16 protein-coding genes are annotated in these 17921 nt (G+C 73.5%); 9 read left to right on the forward strand and 7 right to left on the reverse strand.

What is annotated here, in order from left to right:
* Positions 1-21: 21 nt before the first annotated feature.
* Positions 22-1083 carry a rod shape-determining protein gene (locus GGE06_RS02790; RefSeq protein ID WP_184929939.1) on the reverse strand — a complete coding sequence of 354 codons (1062 nt, stop codon included), beginning with the start codon at positions 1081-1083 and terminating at the stop codon, positions 22-24.
* Positions 1084-1370: 287 nt separating this feature from the next.
* On the opposite strand from GGE06_RS02790, the gene GGE06_RS02795 reads away from it, so the two are divergent.
* On the forward strand, positions 1371-2543 hold the full coding sequence (locus tag GGE06_RS02795) for an SCO2400 family protein (RefSeq protein ID WP_184930186.1): 1173 nt from the start codon (positions 1371-1373) through the stop codon (positions 2541-2543).
* 7 nt (positions 2544-2550) lie between these two features.
* Here GGE06_RS02795 and GGE06_RS02800 read toward each other — a convergent pair whose 3' ends face one another.
* Positions 2551-2985: a MarR family winged helix-turn-helix transcriptional regulator gene (locus GGE06_RS02800; protein ID WP_116161167.1), complete on the reverse strand. Its 435-nt coding sequence runs from the start codon at positions 2983-2985 to the stop codon at positions 2551-2553.
* A gap of 104 nt (positions 2986-3089) precedes the next feature.
* Between GGE06_RS02800 and GGE06_RS02805 the strand changes: the two genes are divergently transcribed.
* From GGE06_RS02805 to GGE06_RS02820, 4 genes are all read left to right on the forward strand, one after another.
* Positions 3090-4109, forward strand: a complete 1020-nt coding sequence (locus GGE06_RS02805; RefSeq protein ID WP_116161168.1) for an NADP-dependent oxidoreductase — start codon at positions 3090-3092, stop codon at positions 4107-4109.
* 65 nt (positions 4110-4174) lie between these two features.
* Positions 4175-4597 (forward strand): organic hydroperoxide resistance protein, encoded by a 423-nt coding sequence (locus GGE06_RS02810; RefSeq protein WP_184929940.1) that lies wholly within the window; start codon positions 4175-4177, stop codon positions 4595-4597.
* 115 nt (positions 4598-4712) lie between these two features.
* Positions 4713-6251 carry a serine/threonine-protein kinase gene (locus tag GGE06_RS02815; protein ID WP_312883012.1) on the forward strand — a complete coding sequence of 513 codons (1539 nt, stop codon included), beginning with the start codon at positions 4713-4715 and terminating at the stop codon, positions 6249-6251.
* Positions 6252-6293: 42 nt separating this feature from the next.
* Positions 6294-7106 carry an EI24 domain-containing protein gene (locus tag GGE06_RS02820; protein ID WP_116161170.1) on the forward strand — a complete coding sequence of 271 codons (813 nt, stop codon included), beginning with the start codon at positions 6294-6296 and terminating at the stop codon, positions 7104-7106.
* Here the strand turns inward: GGE06_RS02820 and GGE06_RS02825 are convergent.
* Positions 7083-8045: a LysR family transcriptional regulator gene (locus GGE06_RS02825; RefSeq protein ID WP_116161171.1), complete on the reverse strand. Its 963-nt coding sequence runs from the start codon at positions 8043-8045 to the stop codon at positions 7083-7085. The two genes, GGE06_RS02820 and GGE06_RS02825, sit on opposite strands and share 24 nt — an antisense overlap.
* A 136-nt stretch (positions 8046-8181) precedes the next feature.
* On the opposite strand from GGE06_RS02825, the gene GGE06_RS02830 reads away from it, so the two are divergent.
* The gene (locus tag GGE06_RS02830; protein WP_221517639.1) at positions 8182-10371 is read left to right on the forward strand and encodes a M4 family metallopeptidase; all 2190 of its coding nucleotides are present in this window, start codon (positions 8182-8184) and stop codon (positions 10369-10371) included.
* A gap of 103 nt (positions 10372-10474) precedes the next feature.
* Here GGE06_RS02830 and GGE06_RS02835 read toward each other — a convergent pair whose 3' ends face one another.
* Both GGE06_RS02835 and GGE06_RS02840 read right to left on the reverse strand, forming a co-directional pair.
* On the reverse strand, positions 10475-11188 hold the full coding sequence (locus GGE06_RS02835; protein ID WP_116165557.1) for a carbon-nitrogen hydrolase family protein: 714 nt from the start codon (positions 11186-11188) through the stop codon (positions 10475-10477).
* Between the two features lie 8 nt (positions 11189-11196).
* Positions 11197-12114, reverse strand: coding sequence for a LysR family transcriptional regulator (locus GGE06_RS02840; RefSeq protein WP_184929941.1), 918 nt, complete (start codon positions 12112-12114; stop codon positions 11197-11199).
* A gap of 49 nt (positions 12115-12163) precedes the next feature.
* Between GGE06_RS02840 and GGE06_RS02845 the strand changes: the two genes are divergently transcribed.
* Positions 12164-13009 carry an NAD(P)-dependent oxidoreductase gene (locus GGE06_RS02845; RefSeq protein ID WP_116161174.1) on the forward strand — a complete coding sequence of 282 codons (846 nt, stop codon included), beginning with the start codon at positions 12164-12166 and terminating at the stop codon, positions 13007-13009.
* On the opposite strand, the gene GGE06_RS02850 is transcribed toward GGE06_RS02845, so the two are convergent.
* A complete protein-coding gene (locus GGE06_RS02850) occupies positions 13006-13581 on the reverse strand; it encodes a TetR/AcrR family transcriptional regulator (RefSeq protein WP_116161175.1) in 576 nt (191 codons plus the stop codon). The genes GGE06_RS02845 and GGE06_RS02850 overlap by 4 nt on opposite strands.
* 161 nt (positions 13582-13742) lie before the next feature.
* Between GGE06_RS02850 and GGE06_RS02855 the strand changes: the two genes are divergently transcribed.
* Positions 13743-16181 carry a beta-glucosidase family protein gene (locus GGE06_RS02855; protein WP_184929942.1) on the forward strand — a complete coding sequence of 813 codons (2439 nt, stop codon included), beginning with the start codon at positions 13743-13745 and terminating at the stop codon, positions 16179-16181.
* A 52-nt stretch (positions 16182-16233) separates the two neighbouring features.
* On the opposite strand, the gene GGE06_RS02860 is transcribed toward GGE06_RS02855, so the two are convergent.
* Positions 16234-17115, reverse strand: coding sequence for an SGNH/GDSL hydrolase family protein (locus tag GGE06_RS02860; RefSeq protein WP_184929943.1), 882 nt, complete (start codon positions 17113-17115; stop codon positions 16234-16236).
* 259 nt (positions 17116-17374) lie between these two features.
* Between GGE06_RS02860 and GGE06_RS02865 the strand changes: the two genes are divergently transcribed.
* Positions 17375-17869, forward strand: coding sequence for a DUF3145 domain-containing protein (locus tag GGE06_RS02865; protein ID WP_116161178.1), 495 nt, complete (start codon positions 17375-17377; stop codon positions 17867-17869).
* Positions 17870-17921 lie beyond the last annotated feature (52 nt).

The following is a 17921-nucleotide window of genomic DNA, read 5'->3' on the forward strand; positions in this document are numbered from 1 at the left end:
ATCGCCCGGTTCTTTCCGATATCAGTCCTCGTCGGTGAGCGGGTCCCGCTCGGCCAGCGGGTCGAGGATCATCGGCTGGACCTTGCCCTCCAGCATCGCGCCCAGCCCCAGGACCGCGCAGACGTCGGGCCGTTCGGCGATGTGCACGGGCATGCCGGTCGCCTCGCGGAGCATCTGGTCGAGGCCCGGCAGCAGGGCGCTGCCGCCCACCATCATGATCCCGCGGTCCGCGAGGTCGGCCACCAGGTCCGGCGGGCAGTCCCGCAGCACCTTCCCGATGCCGTCGAGGACGGCCGTCAGCGGGGTGTGGATCGCCTCCCGTACGGCGGCGGTGTCGACGGTCACCGAACGGGCCAGGCCCGTGGCGACGTCCCGGCCGTGGATCTCCGTCCAGGCGGGCCCGGACGCCGTCAGGCCGTTGCCGCTGAGGGCCAGTTGCAGCGGGCGCACCGACTGGCTCGGCAGCATCAGCTCGTGGTGGTGGCGCAGGTGCTGGATGACGGCGTGGTCGATGGCGTCGCCGCCGACGGGCATCCGCTCCGCCGTGACGATCGCGCCGAGCGAGAGCACCGCGACCTGCGTGGTCGCCGCGCCGCACACCAGGATCATGGTCGCGGTCGGCTGCTCCACGGGCAGCCCGCAGCCCACGGCCGCCGCGATCAGGGTGTCGACCAGCTCGACCCGGCGCGCCCCGAGCCCCACGAGGGTCTCCACGGCGGCGCGCTGCGCGAGCGGATCGCTGTCGTGCGGGGTGCAGGCGGCCGCGCGCAGCCGGGGCTTGCGGCGCAGCTGCCGGCGCAGCTTCTCGCCGAGGAGATGACGGAGCATCCGCTGCGCCATCTCGATGTCGACGACCGTGCCGCCCGAGACCGGGCGGACTACCCGGATGTAGTCGGGGGTGCGGCCGGTCATCTTCTCGGCGAGCGCGCCGACGGCGATCAGCGCTCCGGTACGGGTGTTGACGGCGGCGACGCTCGGCTCGTCGACGACGAGTCCGGCGCCCTTGACGAAGACCCGGGTGCGGGCGGCACCCAGGTCGACGGCGACATGGCAACGACGCAGCTGATCGAGGCTGACGGTCACGGCGGGATCCTCCGGAGTGCGGTGCTGGCACGGGCGAGGCGGGTCGCGATTCGCGGTCCTGTTCGCATCGTCCGGCCGCGCGCGGCGCGGCGCGCGCTGGGCTGAGCCGCCCGGGGGCCGCATGCGGGCCGTGTCGGAGGGCCCACTGCCCGTGAGAAGGATCCGGAGGCCATCCTTCCCGAAGCGGGAGATTCACGGCGCACCGCCGCCGACCTGCGGTTTCCACACAGGATCCTCACGTCCGCGCCTACCTGACGGCGCACCCGGCCGCATAGCCTGCGGGCCCCATGGACTACTGCCACACGTGCCGGCGGCACCTCAACGGGGCCCTCGCCTGTGCCGGGTGCGGGACTCCGGTCGAGGAACTGCGGTACGAGACCCCCCACATACCGGTCCACACCCCGGACCACCCCCAGGTCCCCACCCCGGACCTCGGCTACGGCTACCCGAACGGACCGACGGCGTACGGCACCCAGGCCGGGCCGGCGGCGTACGGAGCCCAGGCCGGGCCGGCAGCGTATGGAGCCCAGGCCGGGCCCGCGATCTACAGCGACCACGGCGGGCCCGGCGTCTACGGCGACCACGGCGGTCCAGGCGTCTACGGCGACCACGCTCGTCCCGCCGCTTACGGCGACCAGAGCGGGCCCGGCGTCTACGGCGATCACGGCGGTCCAGGCGTCTACGGCGACCCGAGCCGGTCCGCCGCCTACGGCGGAGCGACCCCGCCCGCCCACGACGAACCGTCCCCGGACGACGACGGCGGCGGTGCCGGCGACGACGACCTAGACCGGCCCGCGCCCGAGCACGTCTACGAGCTGGACGTCCTCGAACCGCCGCGCACCACCCCAGGCGGGCGCCGCGCCGCCCGGGGGCGCCCCGCCGCGCGGCGGGGGAGGAAGCAGGGCCCGCGCCGGGGCCGTACGGTCCTGGTGGGAACGGTGGGCCTGGTCCTCGCGGCCGGAACGCTGACCCTGGCGAAGATCGCCTTCGAGGAGCCGCCGCAGGACGGCGCCGCCACCGCCGTGGAGGAGCTGGAGGTCACCGAGACCCCGCTCTCGCCGCCACCCGTGGAGACCACGGAACCGTCGCAGGGTTCGAGCCCGTCCCGGGGGACGGACGCCCCGAGCTCCGTCCCGGCCCGCCCACGCCAGGTGAGCACGGGCTCGGACTCGGGACCGGGATCGGGATCCGGTACGGGAACAGGTACAGGTACGGGATCAGGCACCGGCACCGGCACGGGAAGCGGCACCGCCCCGACCGCCGCCCCGACGACCACCGCCCCGGCCTCCCCGTCCGCCACGCCCACGGCGACGGTGTCCGCGACGGAGAGCGGCCCGACGCCGACCGACTCGGCGACGCCCGGCGGACCGACGGCATCGACCACCGGCCCCACCCCGAGCCGGACCCCGACCCCCAGCCCGACCCCGACGTGCACCCGCTTCCTCTGGTGGTGCGTCTAGGGCGGCGTCACGCCACGTCCACGCCCAGCATCCGCTTCAGCAGGTCGCGCAGCAGGGTCCGCTCCGTCTCGGTCAGTTCGCCGAGGGGCTCGCGGGCGAAGCCGAGGGAGTCGCGGAGGCGGCGGGCGGTGTCGCGGCCCTCGTCCGTGGGGACGGCCAGTTTGACGCGGCGGTCCGCCGGGTCCGGGCGGCGCTCCACCAGGCCTCGGGCCTCCAGGCGGTCGACGATGCCCGTGATGTTGGAGGGCTCGCACTTGAGCTTCTGGGCGATCCGGCGCATCGGCAGCGGGTCGAGCGAGAGCAGGCCGAGGACCCGGGCCTGGGCGCCGGTCAGCGCGTGCTGCGCCGCCGCCTGCTCGTACTCCTCGTAGTAGCGCGCCACGACCGTGCCGATCAGCTCGACGACTTCGAGGGTCAGGGGGTCCGTGCGTGAGGTGGCCATGGGAACGAGTCTACTCCGATGCTTGACAACATGAAATATCTAGGCGCATGGTTGTTTGAGGTACTGAACCTTTTGTGATCTCAAGCTTTCTGGAGGCCGTGCTCATGTCCGTTCTTCCCGCGTCCAGCCGTGAGTGGCACCTCGTCGCCCGTCCCCACGGCTGGCCCGTGCCGTCGGACTTCGCCCTGCGCGAGACCCCGGTCGCCGAGCCCGCCGAGGGCCGCATCCTCGTGCGCAACCTGCACTTCTCCGTCGACCCGTACATGCGCGGCCGGATGAACGACGTGAAGTCGTACGTTCCGCCCTTCAAGCTCGACCACCCCATGGACGGCGGCGCGGTCGGCGAGGTCATCGCCTCCAACGCCGAGGGCTTCGCGGTCGGCGACCACGTCCTGCACGGCCTCGGCTGGCGCGAGTACGCCGACGTCCCGGCCCAGCACGCCACCAAGGTCGACCCGTCGCTCGCCCCGCTGTCCGCCTACCTCGGCGTGCTCGGCATGACCGGTCTCACGGCCTACGCCGGTCTCTTCGAGGTCGCCTCCTTCAAGGAGGGCGACGCCGTCTTCGTCTCCGGCGCGGCCGGCGCCGTCGGCAGCCAGGTCGGCCAGATGGCCCGGCTCAAGGGCGCCTCCCGCGTCATCGGCTCCGCCGGCTCCGACGAGAAGGTGAAGTTCCTCGTCGAGGAGCTCGGCTTCGACGCCGCCTTCAACTACAAGAACGGCCCGGTCAAGGACCAGCTCCGCGAGGCCGCCCCGGACGGCATCGACGTCTACTTCGACAACGTCGGCGGCGACCACCTCGAAGCCGCGATCTCCTCGCTCAACGTGCACGGCCGCGCCACCATCTGCGGCATGATCGCCCAGTACAACGACACCGAGCCGGTCCCGGGCCCGCGCAACATGGCGATGATCATCGGCAAGCGGCTGCGGCTCCAGGGCGTCCTCGTCGGCGACCACTACGGCCTGCAGAACCAGTTCGTCCAGGAGGTCGGCGGCTGGCTCGCCTCCGGCGAGCTGAAGCACCGCGAGACCTTCGTCGAGGGCATCGAGAACGGCGTGGACGCCTTCCTCGGTCTGCTGCGCGGCGACAACACCGGAAAGATGATCGTCTCGGCGACCCGCTAGTCTTCCCTCAGCCGTCGCGATCGTGGGCGCGAGTCGTCGGCGGAGTGAAGAAGGAAGACATCAGCATGTCCATCCAGCAGTCTGACGTTCTCTACACCGCCGTCGCCACCGCCGAGAACGGTCGTGACGGCCGTGTCGCCACCGACGACGGTCAGCTCGACGTCGTCGTCAACCCGCCCAAGGCCATGGGCGGCTCCGGCGCCGGCACCAACCCCGAGCAGCTCTTCGCGGCCGGCTACAGCGCCTGCTTCCAGGGCGCGCTCGGCGTCGTCGCCCGCAACGAGAACGCCGACGTCTCCGGCTCGACGGTCACCGCCGAGGTCGGCATCGGCAAGAACGACGACGGCTTCGGCATCATCGTCAAGATCTCGGCGACCATCCCGAACGTGGACGCCGAGACCGCCAAGAGCCTGATCGAGAAGGCCCACCAGGTCTGCCCGTACTCCAAGGCGACCCGCAGCAACATCACGGTCGAGCTCGCCGTCTGAGACCCGGACGCGCACACCGCGCGAGGACCGCACCCCGACCGACCGGGGTGCGGTCCTCGCCGTGTACGGGAGGGCTGCGGCATCATGGCTTCGGTTCGCGAGCAGGGGGAGTCGGGTGTCGTCGTACAACGGGTCGGAGCAGGCCGGTCACGAGCTGATCGGCGGGCGCTACCGCCTGGGCGAGCAGCTCGGCCAGGGAGGCATGGGCGTCGTCCGGCGGGCCACCGACGAGCTGCTCGGGCGCCCCGTCGCCGTCAAGACCCTCGCGCTCGACTCCGGCGCCGACCCGGCGGGCGCCCTGCGGGAGGCCCGCGTCGTCGCCCAGGTCCGCCACCCGCACGTGATCGTCGTCCACGACGTCGTCGAGCACGACGGCATGCCCGCCCTGGTCATGGAGCTCGTCGACGGCGGCTCGCTCGCCGACCGGCTGGCCGCCGGCGAGGTGCTGTCCCCCCGGGAGGCCGCCCGGCTCGGGATCGACCTGCTCGACGCACTGTCCGCCGCGCACGCCCGCGACGTCCTGCACCGGGACGTGAAGCCCGCCAACGTCCTCCTGGAGAAGGACACCGGCCGGGCCGTGCTGACCGACTTCGGCATCGCCAGCCTCCCCGGCGCGACGACGCTCAGCCGCACCGGGGTCTTCATCGGCACCCCCGAGTACACGGCGCCGGAGCGGATGCAGGGCGACGACGCGGGGCCCGCCTCCGACCTGTGGTCGCTCGGCGCGCTGCTGTGCGCGGCGGCCACCGGCACCTCGCCGTTCCGCCGGGACTCGATCGGCGCCATGCTGCACGCGATCGTGTACGAGGAGATCCGGCCCTCCGAACGGCTCGGCCCCCTCGTGCCCGTCGTCCAGGGCCTCCTGGAACGCGACCCGGACCGCCGCCTCGGTGCCCCCGAGGCACGCAGGATGCTCGCCGCGTGCGCGGCGGGGGAGGAGCCGGCGGCGCGCGACGCGGAGGTCCCCACCCTGCGAGAGCCCGGTCCTGGGGCGGGCGGCGCTCCGCCCGCCACCCGCCGCCGGCGCCTCGCCGTGCCGCTCGTCGCCGCCGCCCTCGCGGTCTGCGTCGCGGTGGCGACCGTGGCGGTGCTGCGTGCCGTCCAGGACGACGATCCCGCGACGGGCGCGCTGCCGACCCGTACGGGAAGCCCCTCGGCGACCTCCGCCCCGACTCCCCTCCCCACCGCGACCACCGATCCCGCCCCGAAGGCGTACACGTACCGGAAGGTCACCGATGCCGACGGCTTCACCGTGATCGTCCCGGACGGCGCGCTCCGCTCCACCGACGGCGAGCGGGTGATCTATACGACGGCGGACGGGGCCATGCGGGTCGGGATCAGGATCCGGCCGATCCCGGCGGGCGGGGCGATCGGTGTGATGCGGTCCTCCGACGCGAGCGGCCCGAAGGACTATCCGGGGTACGGCGACGCCACGGTCGAGGAGACGACGCACAAGGGACTGCCGGCGGCTCGCTGGGAGTTCACCTGGAACGGATTCACCCCGGCCGAGGGGGCTCGCCACACCGTCGACGTGTGCTGGGAACGGGGCGGCACCCTGTACGACCTGTGGGCGTCCGCGCCGGTCGGCCGCGCCGACGAGGCCGTGCGGGCTCTCGACCAGGCACTCGATTCCTTCCGCGCGACCGGCGGCTGACCTGCACCGGCGCCCCCCGGAGGCACCGATAGGGTGGCCCCCATGCGTGATTTCGGGGTGGGTTTCAGGTACTTGTTGCGGGGCCAGAAGTGGGTCGGCGGGCACGGGCGCCGGCTCGGCTTCGGGCTGCTGCCCGGGCTCGTGACGCTCGTCCTGTACATCGGCGCGCTCGTCGGCCTCGGTTACGGCGCCGACGACCTGACCGCGTGGGCGACGCCGTTCGCCGACGACTGGACCTCGCCCTGGCAGGGCCTCTTCCGCGGCGCCCTGACGGGGCTCGTCTTCGCGTTCGGGCTGTTCCTCGCGGTGATCACCTTCACCGCCGTCACCCTCCTCGTCGGCCAGCCCTTCTACGAGTCGCTGTCCGAGGAGGTCGACCGCAGCGAGGGCGGCGAGGCGCCCGAGTCGGGCCTGCCGCTCTGGCGCGAGCTGTGGATCTCCGCCCGGGACAGCCTGCGGATCGTGCTGCGGGTCGCGTTCTACGGCGTGCTGCTCTTCGCCTGCGGGTTCATCCCCGTCGTCGGCCAGACCGTCGTCCCCGCCATCGGCTTCTGCGTCTCCGGCTTCTTCCTCACCGAGGAGCTGACGGCCGTCGCGCTCCAGCGCCGGCGCGTCGAGCTCAAGGAACGCCTGGGACTGCTCCGTGGCCGCCGGATGGCCGCCCTGGGCTTCGGCGTCCCGCTGACGCTCGCCTTCCTGGTCCCGTTCGTCGCCGTCTTCCTCATGCCCGGAGCGGTCGCGGGGGCCACCCTGATGGCCCGTGACCTGTGCGGAGAGACCGCCGGCGACGGAGCGGACGACGACGCCGAGGAGGACGACCGGAACCCGTCCTCAGTCGTCGAGAACCGGATGTAGTTCCGGGCGGGCGTCCCACCAGGCGCGGTGGAAGGCGTTGTTGCCGACGTTCGCCAGGTACGCGCGGGCCGCCGCCCGGTACAGCAGCTCCGCCTGCGGCGCCGGGACCGCCGTACGGTTCCAGGCGAGCCGGATCCGGCCCGTCACCGGGTCGCCCTCCAGGGGGCGCAGGACCGTGCCCTCCGCCGCCGGGGCCGTCGGCTGGCTCATCGAGATCGCCCGGCCCGCCGCGATCAGGTCGTAGTGCATCTTCCGGTCGGCGACCCGGTGCCGCAGCGAGGGCGTGAACCCGGCCTTCTCGCAGGCCGCGACCAGCGCCTCGGGGCCGCCGTCGTCGTCCTCGACCAGCGTCATCCAGGACTCGCCCGCGAGCTCGGCGAGCGCGATCCGCTCCCGGCCCGCCAGCGGGTGCTCCGCCGAAAGGCGCACGCAGAAGGGCTCCTTGGGGACGAGGGTGCGGGCCGTGGTCCCCTCGGGCAGCGGCACCTCGTGGTCGTTGACCTCCCCGTACAGGACGGCGTCGTACCGTCCCGCGCCGAGCTGCCGGGTCAGCGTCGTCGCCGAGTGCTCCACGGTGACCGCGATCTCCCGCCCGGCCACGACCTGTTCGAGCTCCCCGAGCAGCCGGTCGACGAGGACGAGCAGGATGCAGCCGAGCCGCAGCGGGGTGTGCGGGGCGACGGCCCGCGCCCCGGCGGCCAGTGCGTCCATCTCGCCGAGCACGAGCCGCGCCTTGGACAGCACGAACTCGCCCAGCGGGGTGGGCTCCACGCCGTGCCGGCCGCGCAGGAACAGCTCCCCGCCGGCGACCCGCTCGATCCGCCGCAGCTGCGCCGAGAGGGCCGGCTGCGAGACGCCGAGCCGCCCGGCGGCCCGCCCCAGACTGCCCGCTTCCGCAATGCGGCAGACGGCTTCGAGATGCCTCAACTCCAGCTGCATTTCAGCAGCGTACGCAGCGGCCCTGGTCTGCACCATAACCCGCGTCTTATGCCGGATGAGATGTCCCGAACTGGCCATGTCCACGCCCATACTCGGCGCGACGATCCGTCTCCCCCACCTTGAACGGAGCACGACGTTGCACCCGACCAGACTCACGGCGGCCGTGGCCGCCCTGGCGCTCTCGGCGAGCCTCGCGACCGCCCTCGCCGGACCGGCGACCGCGGCGACCCCGCAGGCACAGCCCGTACCGCCGGGCCACGGCAAGGCGCTCGCCCTCGCCGCCGCAGACAAGGCCGCGAGCAGCGGCCTCGACGAGCTGCGGCACGGCGCCGACGAGGACCTCGTCCGGACGTCCGTCACCCCCTGGACGAACGGCCTGTACTACGCCTCGTACGAGCGCACCTACCGCGGCCTCCCGGTCGTCGGCGGCGACGCGGTCGTCGTCTCCGACAGCTCCGGCAAGGTCCGCGAGGTCACCGGCGCCCCCGCCCCGGCCATCAAGCTGTCCACGAAGGCGAAGGTGACGGCCGGGGCGGCCCTCGCCACCGCCCGGAAGCAGCTGGCCTCGGTGGAGAGCGCGAGCGCCCCGGAGCTGACCGTGCTCCTCAAGGGCGGCAAGGCCGTCCTGACCTGGCACACCCTGGTCACCGGCCGGACCGCGACCGGGGCCCCGAGCTCCCTCGCCACGTATGTCGACGCGCGCACCGGGGCCATCGCCCAGGCCACCGACAAGGTCTCGGACGCCGACGGCCGCGGCTACCACAACGGCAACGTCACCATCGACACCGCCGCGAACTCCATGACCGACTCCTCCCGCGGCGGCTTCCAGTGCGGCGGGCAGGGCGGCGGCGCCTACACGGGCTCCTCGCCGTGGGGCAACGGCACCGCCAATGACCTGGTGACCGCCTGCGTCGACATCATGTACGCGGCGCAGAAGGAAAACTCCATGGTCAAGGAGTGGTTCGGCTACAACGGCCAGAACGGGCAGGGCGGCATGGTCCCGGCCCGCGCCGGCCTCGGCGAGGTCAACGCGTACTACGACGGCACGAAGACCACGTACGGCCACAACCAGACCGGCAGCATGCAGCTCACCGGCATCGACGTCGTGGCGCACGAGTACGGCCACGAGATCTTCGACAAGACGCCGGGCAGCTCGGGCTCGTCCAACGAGAACGGCGGCATGAACGAGTCGACGGGCGACATCTTCGGCGCGCTCACCGAGCACTACGCCAACAACCCGAACGACACCCCGGACTACACGGTCGGCGAGAAGCTGAACTTCCTCGGCGACAACAAGCCGATCCGCTACATGTACAACCCCTCGCTCGCCGACAACGCCCCCAACTGCTACCCGCAGTTGACCTCCGGCACCGAGGTGCACGCGGCGGCCGGCCCGCAGAACCACTGGTTCTACCTGCTCGCCGAGGGCTCCAACCCGGGCGGCGGCAAGCCCAGCAGCCCGATATGTTCCGGCGGTCCGTCCTCCGTGACCGGCATCGGCATCCAGAAGGCCGGCAAGATCTTCATGGGCGCCCTGCTCATGAAGACCTCCTCCTGGAACCACCTCGCCGCCCGCAGGGCGACCCTGACCAGCGCCAAGAACACCTACGGCAGCGCCGAGTGCAACGCCGTGAAGGCGGCCTGGAACGCGGTCGGCGTGCCGGCCCAGTCCGGTGAGACCGACTGCGGCGGCACCAGCACCCCGGACTTCTCGCTCGCCCTGAACCCGTCCTCGGGCTCGGTCCAGCCGGGTGCCTCCGTCACCTCCACGGTGAACACCTCCACCACCGGCGGCAGCGCGCAGACCGTGCAGCTCTCCGCGAGCGGCGCCCCGAGCGGGGTCACCGTCTCCTTCAGCCCCTCCTCGGTGACCTCCGGGTCCTCGTCCACCATGACCGTGCAGGTCGCGGCGGGCACCGCCAACGGCACGTACCCGATCACCGTCACCGGTACGGGCTCCGCCACGCACACGGTCACGTACCAGCTGTCGGTCGGCACCACGACCCCGCCCACCGGCTGCGGCAACACCGAGTACACGTACCAGGGCACCCTGGCCTCCGGTCAGGCCGAGGCGCAGCCGGACGGCTCGTACTACTACTCGGCGACCTCCGGCACCCACGTGGGCTGCCTGCGCGGTCCGGCCGGCACCGACTTCGACCTGTACCTGCAGAAGTGGAACGGGTCGAGCTGGGTGGACGTGGCGGTCGGCGGCACGGCGACGGCGAACGAGGACACCAGCTACTACGGCACCGCGGGCTACTACCGGTACGTGGTCCACGCGTACAGCGGCTCCGGCGCGTACACGCTGGGCCTGAGCGCCCCGTAAGGGGGTGATCGGGGGTGCCGTCGCGGACCGGGGGTTCCGTGACGGCCTCCCCGGAGGGCCGGACGGTCGTATGTCCCGCGACCGTCCGGCCCTTCCCGTGTGCTCAGCGCACCTCGGCGAGGACGAACCCGGACTCCTCGGGGCCCGCGTCCGCGATCCGCCCGCCGTCCGGGCCCCAGGCGCCGGCCCTGCCCGTCCCGACGCCGTCCTCGTTGGGCCCCAGGACGTTCCCGAGCACCACGTGCAGGCCGAAGTCCCGGGCCCGTACGGGATACACCTTCTCGAAGGAGTCGTTGTCCGCGCCGAGGACCGAACTCGCCAGGTACACCGCGCAGTCGTCGGCGGCCGCCCGCTCGGCCAGCTCGGGGAAGCGGTTGTCGTAGCAGGTGGCCAGGGCGAAACGGACCCCGTCGAGCGTGAACCGGCCGTCGGCGGCGCCCGGTTCGAAGGCCTCCAGCTCGACCCCGTACAGGTGCTGCTTGTCGTAGCGGGTGAGGAGCGAGCCGTCCGGACCGATCACGAGCGTGGTGATGCCGGCGCCCGAACCGCCGTTCCGCACCGGCCCGTTGACCACGGCCGCCGCACCGGCGGCCCGGCACGCCTCCCGTACGGGTTCGAGGCGGGGGTCGTCCTCGGTGAGGACCAGGTCGGGGGTGTCCCGGATCAGGGAGGGCTCGTAACCGGTCAGGCAGAGCTCGGCGAAGACGACCACACGGGCCCCCTCGGCCCCCGCCGCCCGGACCAGACCGGCGATCGTTCGGACGTTGGCGTCGATGTCCCCGGCGACCGGGGCGAACTGGGTGGCTGCGACGATCATGACGGCCATCATCGCAGCCCGTCGTCGAGCAGGGTCCGGGCCGTCTCCTGGAGCAGCGTCAGGAAGGCCGTGGCCGCCACCGTCGGCACCGGCGGGGTGGCGGCGCAGATCGCCCGGTACGGCACGTCGTCCGGGTGGATCGTCACCAGCGCCACGTCGGGCCGTACGGACGCGGCCGCGAGCGCCGGTACGAGGGTGACCCCGAGCCCCGCCGCCACCGCGCCCAGCTTGGCGATCCAGTCGAGCGCGAGCAGACCGGTGCGCGGCCGGAACCCGGCGGCGACGACGGGCCGGAACAGGGTGTCCTCCAGGCGTTCGTTGGCGACGATCCACTCCTCGTCGGCCAGGTCCGCGAGCCGCAGGTCCCGCTGCCCCGCGTACGGATGCCCGCGCTCCAGGGCCACCAGCATCGGCTCGTCCAGGAGGTGATGGAGCGCCACCCCCTCCGGTGCCGGACCGCTCGACGCCGGGCTGACCACCGCCAGGTCCTCCTCGCCGGCCGCGACGAGCCGCAGGTGCTTGACCGAAGGCCCCTCGACCCGGGTCACCACGACCCCCGGGTGCCGGGCCCGGAACGCCGCCTGGGTGCGGGGTACGAGCGCCGCGCCCGCGCTGGAGAAGGCGCCGAGCCGCAGCAGCCCGCCGTCCAGGGTGCGCAGCGCCGCCAACTCGGCCCGCGCCAGGGCGAGTCGGTCCCGCACGGCCTCCGCGTGCGGCAGCAGCACCCGGCCCGCCTCGCTCAGCCGCACTCCGCGCGGCAGCCGCTCGAAGAGGGCCGCGCCGGTCTCGTCCTCCAGGGCCTGGATCTGCCGGGACACGGCGGACTGCGTGTAGCCGAGGGCGCGGGCGGCGGCGGTGAAGGACCCCGCGCGGGCGACGGCGAGGAACGCTTCGTACGAGCCATGCGGGATGGACATGGCAACCATGCTAGACAGTCGCTTGTCGCATGCGAGGGCCGGGCCTAGCGTCGAGGACATGACCTCGCCCTCGCAGCAGACCGCGCAGAACGCCCCGCAGCAGACCGTGAAGAACGCCCCGCAGAAGATCGCCTTCCTCGGCCTCGGGTCCATGGGCCTGCCCATGGCCCGCCGCCTCCTCGACGCCGGACACCCGCTCACCGTCTGGAACCGCACGGCAGCCAAGGCCGACGCCCTCGTCGCCGACGGCGCCGTCCGCGCCGCGACCCCCGCCGAGGCCGTCCGGGACGCCGACGTCGTCGTCACGATGCTCGCGGACCCGGCCGCCGCCCTCGCCGTCGCGGACGAGCTGATCCCCGCGCTGCGCCCCGGCGTCCACTGGATCGACACCTCGACCGTCGGCCCGGAGACCGTCGCCGACCTCGCCGCCCGGATCCCCGACGGGGTCACCCTGATCGACGCGCCCGTCATGGGCAGCGTCGACCGGGCGGCCGCCGGCGAACTGCTGATCCTCGCGGGCGGCGACACCGCGCCCGTCGCCGCCGTCCTCGACCCGCTCGGCACGGTCACGCCCTGCGGCGGGCCCGGCACCGGCGCCGCCCTCAAGCTCGTCCTCATCAACGCCGCCATCGGCGGGGTCGCCGTCGTCGCCGAGGCCCTCGCGCTCGCCGGCTCCCTCGGCCTGCCCCGCGAGCTCGCGCTGCGCACCCTCGGCGCGGGCCCCCTCGCGGGCGCGGTCGCCCGGGCCACCGCCACCGGCGCGCACTTCCCGGTCGCCCTGGCCGCGAAGGACGTCGCCCTGGCCACGGCGACGGCGAAGCTCCCCGTCCTGGAGGCCGTCCACGCGGCCCTGACCGAGGACCCGGCCCTGCTCGGCGAGGACCTGGGGGCGATCGCCCGCTAGGCCGGGGCGTCGCTCCCGTACAGCAGGCGTACGAAGTCCCGGAAGGCGCCCGGCATGTCCACCGCCGACGGGTCCAGGAGCCACTGGTACTGGAGGCCGTCCATCACGGCCGTGACCAGCGGCGCGGCCCGCTCCGGGGTGAGCCCGCCGGGCAACCGGTCGCCGAACTCCTGGCGCAGGGTGTCCGCCATGCTCGCCCGCACCTGCGTGTACCGCTCGGTGAAGAACTCCCGCGCCGGGTGCCCGTCGGTGACGCTCTCGCCGAGCAGCGCGGAGAAGGTCTGCACGATCCCCGGCCGCATCGCGTTGTACTCGACGAGGGACTCCATGAGGTCCAGCCGCCAGCCCTCGCGGTCCCGGCCCCCGCTCGTGTCCCAGCGGTCCCGCTCCTCCAGGACCGCGACGAGCAGGGCCTCCTTCGTCGGGTAGTAGTGCAGCAGCCCCTGCTGGGTCAGCCCGACGCGCTCGGCGACGGAGCCGAGGGTGGCGCCCCGGTAGCCGCGCTCGGCGATCACTTCGAGGGCGGCGCGCAGGATGTCCGCGCGCCGCTCCTCGCTCCTGGCCCGCACCATCGCCGTGGCCCCCTTTCGCAGGTTCGTCCGTCCGACAGGACCGTACCTCCTCGTCATGACCCGTAGATAACGGACCGGTAACGTCACCTACCGATCTACAGGTAGGTGGGTGCACGATGGGCGCATCGGGGTCATCGGTACGTCAACGAGGAGGTACGGCCATGGCGGAGAACACCGCGGAGACCGTGAGGAACGCGGTCGTCGAGGCGGCGCTCGGCAAGCTCGACCTGGACGCCAAGACGCGGCTGCTCGCCGGCCAGGACATGTGGTCCCTGCCCGCCCTGCCCGAGATCGGCCTGAAGTCCCTGGTCATGTCCGACGGCCCCATCGGCGTCCGCGGCGTCCGCTGGACCGCCGACGACCCGTCCGTCGCGCTGCCGTCCCCGACCGCCCTGGCCGCCGCCTGGGACCCCGCGCTGGCCCGCCGGGCCGGGCGCCTCCTCGCCCAGGAGGCCCGCCGCAAGGGCGTCCACGTCCTCCTCGCGCCCACGGTCAACCTGCACCGCACGCCCCTCGGCGGCCGCCACTTCGAGGCCTACAGCGAGGACCCGTACCTCACCGGCGCCATCGGCACCGGCTACGTCCGGGGCGTCCAGGACGGCGGCGTCGGCACCACCGTCAAGCACTTCGTCGCCAACGACGCCGAGACCGACCGCTTCACCGTCGACAACCGGATCGCCCCCCGCCCGCTCCGCGAGCTCTACCTCGCCCCCTTCGAGGCCATCGTCAGGAACGCCCGCCCCTGGGGCATCATGACCGCCTACAACCAGGTCAACGGCGTGACGATGACCGAGCACCACGAGCTCGTGAACGAGGTCCTGCGCGGCGAGTGGGGCTTCGACGGCTACAACGTCTCCGACTGGATGGCCGCCCGCTCCACCACCGCCGACATCGCCGGCGGCCTCGACGTCGCCATGCCCGGCCCCGACACCGTCTACGGCCCGGCCCTCGCCGCCGCCGTCCGCGCCGGCGAGGTCGAGGAGTCCGCCGTCGACACCGCCGTGCGCAACGTCCTGCGGCTCGCCGCCCGCGTCGGCGCGCTCGAAGGCGCCCCGCCGGTCGTCACCGAGCACCCCGCCGCCGTCGACGGCGACGCCCTCGCCCGCGAGATCGCCCGCCGCGGCTTCGTCCTCGTCCGCAACGAGAACGGCGCCCTGCCCCTCGCCGCCGGCCGCACCGTCGCCCTCTCCGGCGCCGCCGCCCGCGACGCCCGCGTCCTCGGCGGCGGCTCCGCCCAGGTCTTCCCCGACCACGTCGTCTCCCCGCTCGACGGCCTCACCGCCGCCCTGCCCGACGACGCGCTCACCTTCACGATCGGCGCCGACCCCAGCGAGGAACTCGCCCCCGCCGACCAGGGCTTCACCCTCCGCGCCCGCTGCCGCGACGCCTCCGGCACCGTCATCGGCGAGGGCTCCCTGCCCAACGGCCAGGTCCAGTGGATCGGCGACGACCTCCCCGCCGGCGTCACCCACGAGGCCCTCGCCTCCATCGAGGTCGTCGGCACCTTCACCCCGCGCGAGTCCGGCGAGCACGCCTTCGGCACCCGCGGCCTCGGCGCCTTCGCCCTCACCGTCGCCGGCGAGACCGTCTACGAGGGCACCCAGGCCCTGGGCCCCGAGACCGACCCCTTCGAGGCCTTCTTCGGCTCCCCGGTCGAGCGCGGCAAGGTCGCGCTCACCGCCGGCGAGACCGTCGAGGTCTCCCTGCTGCACACCCTGGACAAGGAGTTCGCGGCCCCGCTGCCGGCCGTCATGTTCTCCTTCGTCCACCTCGCTCCCCGCCGTGACCCCGACGAACTGATCGCCGAGGCCGTGGAGGCCGCCCGCGCCGCCGACACCGCCGTCGTGGTCGTCGCCACCACCGAGCGCGTCGAGTCCGAGGGCTTCGACCGCAAGGACCTCGCCCTCCCCGGCCGCCAGGACGACCTCGTACGGGCCGTGGCCGCCGTCAACCCGAACACCGTCGTCGTCGTCAACGCCGGCTCCCCGGTCGAGCTGCCCTGGCGCGAGGACGTCGCCGCGATCCTGCTCAGCTGGTTCCCCGGCCAGGAGGGCGGCGCCGCCCTCGCCGACGTCCTCACCGGCGCCGAGGAGCCCGGCGGCCGCCTCCCCACCACCTGGCCCGTCACCCTCGCCGACGCCCCCGTCACCGAGGTCACCCCGACGGACGGCGAACTGCACTACGGCGAAGGCGTCTTCATCGGCTACCGCGCCTGGGACAAGGCCGGCGCCGTCCCCGCGTACCCCTTCGGCCACGGCCTCGGCTACACCACCTGGTCGTACGAGGCCCTGACCGCGACCCCGGACGCGGTCACCGTCCGGATCACCAACACCGGCGACCGGCCCGGCCGCGAGACCGTCCAGATCTACCTGGCGCCGACCGCCGACACGGTGGAGCGCCCCGCCCGCTGGCTGGCCGCCTTCGCGAGCGTCGAGGCCGCGCCCGGCGAGAGCGTCGAGACCGAGATCGCGCTGCCCCGCCGCGCCTTCGAGATCTGGGACGAGGAGAAGAACGACTGGACCCTCGTCACGGGCGCGTACGAGGTCGTCGCCGCCCACTCCCTGACGGACGGGCGCCTGACCGCCACCCTGGAGGTCTGACCTCCCCACGACCGGGCCCCGGGGCGGAACCTGACAACCGCCCCGGGGTCCCTCACTCCTTCGTGATCCGCCGGTACGCCAGCTCCGCGAGCCGCGCCTGCCCGTCCCTGCTCGGATGGAACCAGTCCCAGGGGCTCAGCTGCCCGCCGTCGAAGCGGAACCCGAAGACCGCCCCGCCGTCGTACCGGCAGCGCGCGTCCTTCGCGCAGACCTCCCCCAGGACCTCGTTGTACGCCACCACCCGGTCCCGCACCGCCGCCCGCCGCTTCTCGGCCGCAGGGCCCAGGTCCTCCGCGTCCGCCAGCATCGCCCCGCAGATCCCCAGCTTCCACACCTGGCGCCCCACCGGGCTCACCCGCCCCGTCGACCACAGGTGCCTCAGGTCCGGCACGCTCGCCACGTACACCTGCGCCTTCGGCGCGCCCGCCCGCAGCCGGGCGAGAGCCGTCTCGAAGTCGGCACGGAAGTCGGCCACCGGGGTCATCAGGTCCGGGGTGGGCCGGCAGGCGTCGTTCGCGCCCATCATCACCGTCACCAGCTCGGGCTTCTCCGCGGCCGCCCCGGCCATCTGCGCGGGCAGCTCCGCCATCCGGGCGCCCGTCCGGGCCAGGTTCCAGCTGCGGGTGGCCACCTTCTCGGGACCGAGCAGCCGCAGCGCCAGGCTGTTGACGGCGGTGTCCGTCCCGGTCGCCCACGACACCTCCGGGCAGTCCGCCAGGACGGAGCACGCGTCGAAGGCGCGGGTCACGGAGTCGCCGACGGCCGCGACGGAGGCGGGGGAGACGTCCCAGGGCGGCTTCGGCCTCGGCGTGGACGCCCTGACGGGAGGGGTCGCCTCCGGGCCTCCGGCCGTGCAGCCGGAGAGCGCCCCGCCGCACAGCAGCGCGGCCGTCGCGGCGGCGACAGCGGTACGGAATCGGCGTCGGCCGCGCATCCCCGGCCCCTCCTTCGGCGTCCTGGCGGGTGAAAGCTTCGTGTCCACCGGCCCCCGGACCGACCGTACGTCACACCGATGACGGTGCGGCACGGTAGCTTTTCCCCCGTCGAACCAGAGGCGTCTTCGCCGACCGGCTCCGGTAAATTACATCACGTCACATGCTGTCCCCTTTTCGAGGGTTTGCGATGTTCTGCTCCTGATGCTGTTTACTGAGGCCGCTGGGAAAGGCGAACCTCGTCCCACACTGGAGGTCCCGGTGACGACACGTGGAGTCCTGTACGTTCACTCCGCACCGCGCGCGATGTGCCCGCACGTCGAATGGGCGGTCGCGGGTGTCCTCGGTGCGAGGGTCCAGCTCGACTGGATCCGCCAGCCGGCGTCCCCCGGCACCTGGAGAGCCGAGTTCTCCTGGCAGGGCCAGACCGGCACCGCCTCCAGACTCGCCTCCGCCCTGCGCGGCTGGCAGATGCTCCGCTTCGAGGTCACCGCGGAACCCTGCCCCACCGCCGAGGGCGAGCGCTACAGCGCCACCCCCGACCTGGGCATCTTCCACGCCGTCACCGGCATGCACGGGGACATCCTGATCCCCGAGGACCGGCTGCGGGCCGCCCTCGCGCGCTCCAAGGACGGCGAGACCCAGCTGGAGGCGGAGATCGCCAAGCTCCTCGGCAAGCCCTGGGACGACGAACTGGAACCCTTCCGCTACGCCGGCGAGGGCGCCCCCGTCCGCTGGCTCCACCAGGTGGTCTGACACGTCGAAGGCCCACCCCCGGACCGGGGGTGGGCCTTCGACGTGTCAGTCA

The organism is Streptomyces nymphaeiformis, from assembly GCF_014203895.1.
Classification (GTDB): Bacteria; Actinomycetota; Actinomycetes; order Streptomycetales; family Streptomycetaceae; genus Streptomyces; species Streptomyces nymphaeiformis.

What these genes read in the sequence shown, in the direction of transcription:
- GGE06_RS02795 (WP_184930186.1), top strand. Translation starts at nt 1,371, where the DNA reads ATGGACTACTGCCACACGTGCCGGCGGCACCTCAACGGGGCCCTCGCC.
- GGE06_RS02800 (WP_116161167.1), bottom strand. Translation starts at nt 2,985, where the DNA reads ATGGCCACCTCACGCACGGACCCCCTGACCCTCGAAGTCGTCGAGCTG.
- GGE06_RS02805 (WP_116161168.1), top strand. Translation starts at nt 3,090, where the DNA reads ATGTCCGTTCTTCCCGCGTCCAGCCGTGAGTGGCACCTCGTCGCCCGT.
- GGE06_RS02810 (WP_184929940.1), top strand. Translation starts at nt 4,175, where the DNA reads ATGTCCATCCAGCAGTCTGACGTTCTCTACACCGCCGTCGCCACCGCC.
- GGE06_RS02820 (WP_116161170.1), top strand. Translation starts at nt 6,294, where the DNA reads ATGCGTGATTTCGGGGTGGGTTTCAGGTACTTGTTGCGGGGCCAGAAG.
- GGE06_RS02825 (WP_116161171.1), bottom strand. Translation starts at nt 8,045, where the DNA reads ATGCAGCTGGAGTTGAGGCATCTCGAAGCCGTCTGCCGCATTGCGGAA.
- GGE06_RS02835 (WP_116165557.1), bottom strand. Translation starts at nt 11,188, where the DNA reads ATGATCGTCGCAGCCACCCAGTTCGCCCCGGTCGCCGGGGACATCGAC.
- GGE06_RS02840 (WP_184929941.1), bottom strand. Translation starts at nt 12,114, where the DNA reads ATGGTTGCCATGTCCATCCCGCATGGCTCGTACGAAGCGTTCCTCGCC.
- GGE06_RS02845 (WP_116161174.1), top strand. Translation starts at nt 12,164, where the DNA reads ATGACCTCGCCCTCGCAGCAGACCGCGCAGAACGCCCCGCAGCAGACC.
- GGE06_RS02850 (WP_116161175.1), bottom strand. Translation starts at nt 13,581, where the DNA reads ATGGTGCGGGCCAGGAGCGAGGAGCGGCGCGCGGACATCCTGCGCGCC.
- GGE06_RS02855 (WP_184929942.1), top strand. Translation starts at nt 13,743, where the DNA reads ATGGCGGAGAACACCGCGGAGACCGTGAGGAACGCGGTCGTCGAGGCG.
- GGE06_RS02860 (WP_184929943.1), bottom strand. Translation starts at nt 17,115, where the DNA reads ATGCGCGGCCGACGCCGATTCCGTACCGCTGTCGCCGCCGCGACGGCC.